Annotated in this window: 6 protein-coding genes; 1 reads left to right on the top strand and 5 read right to left on the bottom strand. The window is 36.1% G+C overall.

Going from position 1 to position 7,542, the window contains the following annotated elements:
- Nucleotide 1: 1 nt before the first annotated feature.
- The 5 genes from VXS03_RS06855 to VXS03_RS06875 are packed head-to-tail and all read right to left on the bottom strand — an operon-like array spanning nucleotide 2 to nucleotide 5,923.
- Nucleotides 2-1,930 carry an EAL domain-containing protein gene (locus VXS03_RS06855; RefSeq protein ID WP_327762787.1) on the bottom strand — a complete coding sequence of 643 codons (1,929 nt, stop codon included), beginning with the start codon at nucleotides 1,928-1,930 and terminating at the stop codon, nucleotides 2-4.
- A 13-nt stretch (nucleotides 1,931-1,943) separates the two neighbouring features.
- A complete protein-coding gene (locus VXS03_RS06860; RefSeq protein WP_442957428.1) occupies nucleotides 1,944-2,597 on the bottom strand; it encodes a transglutaminase-like cysteine peptidase in 654 nt (217 codons plus the stop codon).
- 14 nt (nucleotides 2,598-2,611) lie between these two features.
- Nucleotides 2,612-3,202: an OmpA family protein gene (locus VXS03_RS06865; protein ID WP_327762788.1), complete on the bottom strand. Its 591-nt coding sequence runs from the start codon at nucleotides 3,200-3,202 to the stop codon at nucleotides 2,612-2,614.
- Nucleotides 3,203-3,213: 11 nt separating this feature from the next.
- Nucleotides 3,214-4,524 carry a TolC family outer membrane protein gene (locus tag VXS03_RS06870; RefSeq protein ID WP_327762789.1) on the bottom strand — a complete coding sequence of 437 codons (1,311 nt, stop codon included), beginning with the start codon at nucleotides 4,522-4,524 and terminating at the stop codon, nucleotides 3,214-3,216.
- Between the two features lie 4 nt (nucleotides 4,525-4,528).
- A complete protein-coding gene (locus tag VXS03_RS06875; protein ID WP_327762790.1) occupies nucleotides 4,529-5,923 on the bottom strand; it encodes an HlyD family type I secretion periplasmic adaptor subunit in 1,395 nt (464 codons plus the stop codon).
- A 370-nt stretch (nucleotides 5,924-6,293) separates the two neighbouring features.
- Here VXS03_RS06875 and VXS03_RS06880 point away from each other — a divergent pair.
- The coding region (locus VXS03_RS06880; protein ID WP_327762791.1) for a retention module-containing protein at nucleotides 6,294-7,542 on the top strand (1,249 nt) is incomplete at its 3' end.

The raw sequence follows: 7,542 nt of genomic DNA on the forward strand, positions 1-7,542 counted from the left end.
TTTATTTCCCATGTACTAACTGAGCTGTGACATAACCTTGGAAACCTTGAACCTTTAGTTGTGTTAATTTTTCTTTTTGTTCAATTGTTTCAACACGAGAAGCAACCGTTAATATTGCTAAGTTATTGGCACTACGTGTTATTGACTCTAAAACATCGGTTTTTACTTGATCATCTAATTGTGATGTATAAGCAAAATCTAGTTTTACATAGTTAGGTCGTAATTTATTAAGGTAGCCCAGAGAGCTAAAATTATGACCATAATTATCGATACCAAATTGAAAACCGTTTTGACGAATGATTTCACAAAGTAAGCTGGTGTTATCGATATTTTTGATAAAGCAAATTTCAGGCAATTCAAATAAAACATATTTTTTCATTTGAGAATTAGATTGAAGTTTACTGTTAAGCCAACGAATAAAGCCCGTATCATTAATACTACTTTGCGTAATGTTTACCGCGATAGGAACCGACTTTGCTTGTTTAGTTAATTGGTTAAAAATAGTGTCAATAACATAGCAATCAAATTTGGCACCTTCATTGAGTTTTTCAATAGCAGATAAAAACTGTCCAGCATTAAAGCGGTGTTGGCCTTTTTTAATGTAAGTAAACATCTCTTTATGGATGACATTATTATTGTTATCGATAGCTTTTTGAAAGGTGAAATGAAGTAGGTTATTTGCAATTGCTTCATCAACTAATGTTTTCCATTGTTGTTTACCCATTGCTGGTATTGTTTTGTTCTTATTACTATCTAGTAGAGCGATCGGTTCTTTTACTTGTTGGCGTGCTTTATTTAGAGCGTTGTCTGCATGAGCAAGTAAAGCGGTGATCGTAAGTGTTGCTGAGCATACGACAATACCAACGGCTGCTTGTAGAGGCGCAATACCTAGAGGATCTGAGTTCAGTTCTGATGTCATATAAAGCATACTACGTCCGGTTTCCATAAGGTCATCTTCAGAAGCATTTGGAGCGATAAGTATAAATTCAGATTGGTTTAAACGGGCGATAGTGACGTCATCTGCTGATAATTCTTTTAAGCGTTCTGCAAGTTTGAGTACTAACTGATCACCTGCTTCATAACCTGATTGTTGATAACTATTTTCTATAGTGTCGGATTTTAATAAAATAATCCCACCACTTGGATTACCAAGTAACCATGATTGAAGTTTAGTGATTAAGTAGCTGCGGTTGGCTAGACCTGAAACAGGATCTTGATAAGCGCGGATGCGTAATGTGTCTGCTTCTTGCGCTTGCTGTTCAAAGTGCTGTTGAAGTTGGACATTCATTGAATTAAAAGCGGTAACAAGATCAATTAATTCACGAGTATGAGGTTCTGGTAGTGGATCTGTAAAATGGTTAAGCGCCATTTCTTGAGCGCTTTTTTGAAGATATTTTAAAGGCTTTAAGACCTTATTGATGACTAATGATAGAACAATAGAGCTAAATAAAAGACATGCAATAAACCCAATCAATAGCTGGATGGTTGCGTTCCATAATTGAATGTAGGCTGGAATCGGACTACTTGTCACGGTTAAATTAGCGAGTTGTAACCAACCACTGGTTAAGGTAGTTGTTTGAGTTATTGCTTCAATATGGATTATTGACTGAAACCAATCTGGAATATTATCTATCTTTTGTGGGTACTGACGAATAATTTCTTTGTTAGAGTCTAATAACGTTAGTTTTACTTGGCTGTAATAGCCTGAGTCAAAAGTTGCATTGATAACGGATTCCGCAGCAATAAAATCTTTAGCCTTGATATAAGGAGATAAAGCAAAGCCGACTGAACTAACAACATTATTAAGTTCTGTTGATTGTTGTTCAATTAAATAATTTTTAGTGGTATTAAATTGAATTGCAAATACAGCACTGGTTAGTAAAAATAATACGACTAGCATCCACAGTAGAAGTTGTCGGTAAAGGGTCATTATAATTTACCTATTAAAAAGTATATCGTGGTCGATTTAGTTTTATATGTTGTGAACGATTACGTAAATCATTCCAAAGACTTAAACGTGAAGCATTACCAGCTATTTGTCCTTGTCCTTTTTGTTTCATTAGCCATAACTTACTACCATTAAAACTGTATATTGGTAATAAATCTTTACGTTGAGAAGCAGATAGAATCTCTCCTTTAAGATTATCTAAGACTAATGGTATTGCTGATGGTGTTGGATAATAAGTTACAACCATGTGGAATTGGTTAAGTTCAAGTGCTTTTACATATACTAATCTGAGTTTATTATCATCAATACCAAGCTTCAGTAATGTCTTATATTTAGCAATACTAAAATCCTCACAATCACCAGCTCCTGCACCAATAAATTCGTAAGGTGTTGCCCAATAATCTTCTTTTCCCCATAGTTTTTGATCACTAATAAAAATAAATTGATTAAAGAAATTATTAACGGCCTTAAGCTTTTGATGGTCAGTTAAATGCTGTGATTTTTGGATAAGATCATACCAAGCGATAGCACGTTTTCCTGCTCGTTCACCATAAAATTGTTTTATTTTTTCTATTTGGCAGCTGTTATTAGCAGCCGATACATTAAGCGCTAATAACAAGCAAGCTAGCCATAATATTATTTTTTCCAATAGCTGTTATCTGTTTAGTTTTCACGAATGGTATAGACTGTCCATTCTTTCACAATATTTTGCTGATAGCCAATAACTTGCGCGATAACACGGCGACTGAGAGTATTACTTTCTTCTATGTTATAAGCTGCTACGGGATCACTGTCGCCAAACCCCATAGTTTTAATTCGTGATGGTGGAATACCATCATTAATTAATGCCTGACGAATAACACTAGCACGACGTTTTGATAAAGCGATATTATAAGTCGCATTTCCTACAGGGCTTGCATAACCTTTAAGTTCAATATGCGTTTTGGGATATTTCATTAAAAATTGGCTCATCTGCTTAATGTTTTGCATATAATTTTCAGGAAGTTCTGCAGAGTCATTAGCAAATAAGATGTGAATTTTATTTTCTTCTGAACTATCAATGTAAGTTGGACAACCATCATTATCGACGATTGCGTCTAGTGGTGTTTTCGCACAATGATCACGTTGATTAATAACGCCGTCACTGTCGTTATCAAATAGATTTTTTGTTTGCTTAGCTACAGGGGGGGGGGGCACTGAAAGTGAGCAGCCAAATAATGATAGTGCGAGTAACCCTATAATTGTGTATTTCATGTTTTGTTCCTTTATTTAGCAGACTGTACCCAAGACTGAGGTATTTCAACTCGCATTTCACTAAGAATGAGTCCTGTTGCATTTAACACGCGATATTTTGCTAATATGCCATCATACTCGGCGCTTAAATAGGCTTTACGTGCTTCAAATAGTTCGTTTTCAGTGTTAAGCACATCTAATAAAGAACGTTGACCAATTTTAAATTGTTTTTCATAAGCAATAACGGTACGGGCTGATGCATCAACATGTTCCTGAAGGAATATTTTTTGTTTCTTTGATAGTGTTAATGCACTCCACGAAAGGCGTGTTCCTTCCTCTAACATACGATGAGCACGATCTCGAATGTCTTTAGATTTATTGATTTGATAAGCCGCGCGACGTGATTTAGCAGCGTCACTACCACCATTAAAAAGGTTATACCGCATTTTTAGCATTGCTTTTAGCTCATCGGTATCACCTGCTGAACCATTAAGATCTTGTCCCCACTCTTGTGAGGCTTCAATGCTAAAAGAAGGATAGAAAGTACCTTGTGCTTGTTTATATTGATATTCAGCTGCATTAATATCATTTGATGCAATGTATACCACAGGATTACTTTTTTGTGCTTTTACAAGAGCATCATCTAAAGATGTCGGTAAGTAATTACTATCAACCTCAGGTTTTACAAGGTCGGCAGGGTAGGTACCAACAATACGCACAAAAGCTGTGATCTTATCTTGAAGATTACTTTCTGCCGCTAATAAGTTGGTATTAGAGCTTGCTAAACGGCCGTCAACTTGTGCTAAATCGGCTGTAGAACCAATACCCGCATCTGCACGTTTTTTGATATCAACGTACATTTTTTGATGCACTTTTAAATTTGACTGCGACAGAGTTAACACATCTTGAGCATGAAGAACATTTAAGTAAGCTTCCGTTGCTTTAAGTGCTTTATCTTGTGCATCAGACAATAGTTGATAACGTTGAGCTTCTGTCTCTGCTTTATTACGTTGAATATCATTATACGTAATAGATCCATCCCAGATTAACTGACGAATATTTATTTGTGCACTTTGAGGTGTGTATTCCCCTGATGGACTTTTAGCTTTGTAATCATCACGCCCAATACCTGCTTCTAGATCTACTGAGGGTAAATAATCCCCCTTAGCAGCGTTAATTAGTTGGTGTTTACTTTGAAATTCATTGTAAGCACTTTTTATATCAGGGTTGGTTGAAAGTGTTTCGGCAATAGCTTGTTCTAATGATTGTGCCATTACAGGCATCGCTAAGCATTGAGCGCTGATTAATAAAGCAATATTTCTATAAAGGTATGTTTTTTTCATATAATTATTCTCTTAACGCCGTTTGACTCGCTCTAAGGACAGGTTTCAATAGATAATCAAGTACTGACCGCTTACCCGTAATGATATCTGCTGATGCTGTCATTCCCGGAATGATAGGTAATGCTTCGCCATTGGGACCTTTAAGGCTACTAGCATCAGTACGAATTTTTACCTGATAAAAACTATTACCTTCTTTATCTTGAATAGTATCCGCACTGATTGTTTCTAATGTACCTTTTAGACCCCCATAATTCGTAAAATCATAAGCACTGAATTTTATTATTGTTGGCAGTCCTGGTCTTAAAAAGCCTATGTCTTGTGGTGCTATTTTTGCTTCAATCAAAAGGGTGTCTTCAGTAGGTACAATTTCTACTAATGGCATACCTGGTTGAATAACGCCACCAACAGTATTGACATATATTTTTTGAATTGTGCCTGTGACAGGAGAAACGACAGTAGTACGTTTCACGCGATCCTTTAGTCCCACCTGTGTTTCCGTCATGCTTGATAATTTATCACTAGTTTCATTTAGTTTAGCCTGAATTTCTGAACGGAACTGCAAAGCAATATCTATATACTTAAATCCAGCCTCTTGAATGGCTGCTTGTGTAACGGGGATTTGTAATTTAGCTGAGTTTAAATCACGTTTGGTATCGTTAAGAGAGCGTTGTAACTTTAATAATTCAATACGAGGAACCACACCTTCATCAGCTAATGGTTTGGTGATGTTATATTCTTTTAAGGCAATATTATAACTAGCACGCAGATTTGATACTCGAGAGCGTGTTTCTGTTAGTTCTCGCTCTTTTTGAGAGGCTTGTTGTGACGCAACAGATAGCTGGTTCTCGAGGTTATTTAATTTACCTGAAAATTGATTAAGTTGTCGCTGTACTAACTGAGGATGTTTTGTTTTAAATTCAGCACTGAAAACGGGTGGTAATCTCGTAACATCAACACTTTTTCGCCATTGGGTATTTTTAGTGTTTTTATTAATAGTCACACTAGTAAGTAGGGCGTTAAGGCGTAACGAATCTGCGTGTGTTGCTGCTAGACTCTGTGTTTTTTCTTCAAAATCAGATTTAAATTGAGTGTCATCAATAAGTAATAATGTTTGACCTTTTTTTACCGCTTGACCTTCTTTGACTAAAATCTGTTTAACAATTCCGCCTTCAAGGTTTTGTACAACTTGCAGTTGTGATGATGGAATAACCTTACCAGACCCTGTGGTTACTTTATCTAACTTTGCAAAAGAAGCCCAAATAATGGCTATAAAGAGAAATAACACCATTACCCATAAAATTATTCTGGCATTTTTGGGTGTATTTAGTAGTAATGCGGCAGATTTATCATCAACAAAATCGAGATCATTGGTTGATATCGAGATGTTTTTTTTACTCATTATAAAAACCTATGTACCTAGAAATAATTGCTGACAAGAAGTTTGAAAATTAGCTTGGTTGTGCTCATAAACAAACATGTAGCTATAATTGTTGCAAATGAAAACAAGCTTGTTTACAACACGCTCAACCTTGATGTGTAAAATATAAGTTATCTAAGTAGAATATATAGCATTGTTTTTGGTTGGTGTGTTATTTGTTTGTAGTTAATGCTAATGATAAGCTGTTGTGATATTGACGTAAAGTTGTTTTATTCTTTAGTACGCAACAGCTGTATGATTGATTTATCATTATTTAGACATATAGCTGGTGACTTCACATTATACAGTTCGATTGTTATATCATCAGAAATTCTAAGGGTTGGGCATTTTCATGACTACAAATGATAATAATATAGTTGAAGAGTTTAAGCTTGTTGATGGAGACGGTTTTGTTCTTAAACCAAATCAACAACCTATAGCAATTGTTGATTTTCATACTCTTCAAGAAGATGAAGTTATCGTTACCAATCGTGATGCCAAATTTATTTTTATGAAAGATGGCATAGAACAAGTGGTTAATCTTCCTTGTCCTACTTGTACCGTATTAACGCCTGCGGGTGTTGAAACTGTAGAATTAGATAATAGTCTCTCTTTTAATGGAGAGGCAAAAGAAGGTAAAACATTTTCTGTTGATGATATTACAGCATTACAAAATGCTATCTTAGCAGGGCAAGATCCAACCGAATTATTTGAAGCCCCAGCGGCAGGTAATGAGAGTGCTGCTGGTAATGTCGGATTAAATGGGTCATCAGCAACCGCTAGTTTTATTACAATCAATTATGATAATGATTCCGTATTAGCTAAAGCTGGTTTTGATACAGCCTATGATCCTTTGCGTAATGCTCAAGTTATCGATCCAAATGTTATTTTAGCAGCGGATGGCGGTGAATCCGGCACTATGACTGTTGTGGAGGGTGATTTATCTCCACAAGCAGGTGAACAGGGGTATCCAGTCCAATCTTCAGTATCTATTGTTATCGACGCGGCAACACTTCCTCTTGAGACAGATTCTTTTATTTTTGACCCTTTATCTGTTAATTCTTTGATATCTGAACTTAATAATGAAATTACGGCTGGTGGTGAAGCTGTTAGTTTTGTTTATGATATCCAAACAAATTCAATTGTTGGCTCGCTTAATGGCGAAACTATCATGTCAATTTCTTTGAGTGCAGTGTCTGAAAATGGGCGTAATGTTAATGTAAAGGTTACTACAACTATTAATCAGCCGATTGATCATATCGGAAGTAATGATGATGGATTGGTCACGCATGATGGCGATATAATTACTGTAGATGTATCAATTCAGGGCGCAGATTCAAACGGAAATCTACTTGATAAACCTATTAATGTTGATATCACTATCAAGGATGGCGCTAACCCCGAGTTTGGTACCGATAGCGGTACTACCATTGATGAAACGACTCAGCAAGGGCAAGTCATCCATGGCGATGTGCCTCTTGATGTTGGCTCTGATACTATTCACCACATTGATTTCAATGCCGACCAACCGAGTTTAAATACAATCACCAGTAACGGTGAAGCAACAACATTTACGGTTTCAGGTAATGTTCTTACTGTTG

Origin of the sequence: Photobacterium sp. S4TG1, assembly GCF_036040035.1 — a bacterium.
Taxonomy (GTDB): Bacteria; Pseudomonadota; Gammaproteobacteria; order Enterobacterales; family Vibrionaceae; genus Photobacterium.

What these genes read in the sequence shown, in the direction of transcription:
- VXS03_RS06855 (WP_327762787.1), bottom strand. Translation starts at nt 1,930, where the DNA reads ATGACCCTTTACCGACAACTTCTACTGTGGATGCTAGTCGTATTATTT.
- VXS03_RS06865 (WP_327762788.1), bottom strand. Translation starts at nt 3,202, where the DNA reads ATGAAATACACAATTATAGGGTTACTCGCACTATCATTATTTGGCTGC.
- VXS03_RS06870 (WP_327762789.1), bottom strand. Translation starts at nt 4,524, where the DNA reads ATGAAAAAAACATACCTTTATAGAAATATTGCTTTATTAATCAGCGCT.
- VXS03_RS06875 (WP_327762790.1), bottom strand. Translation starts at nt 5,923, where the DNA reads ATGAGTAAAAAAAACATCTCGATATCAACCAATGATCTCGATTTTGTT.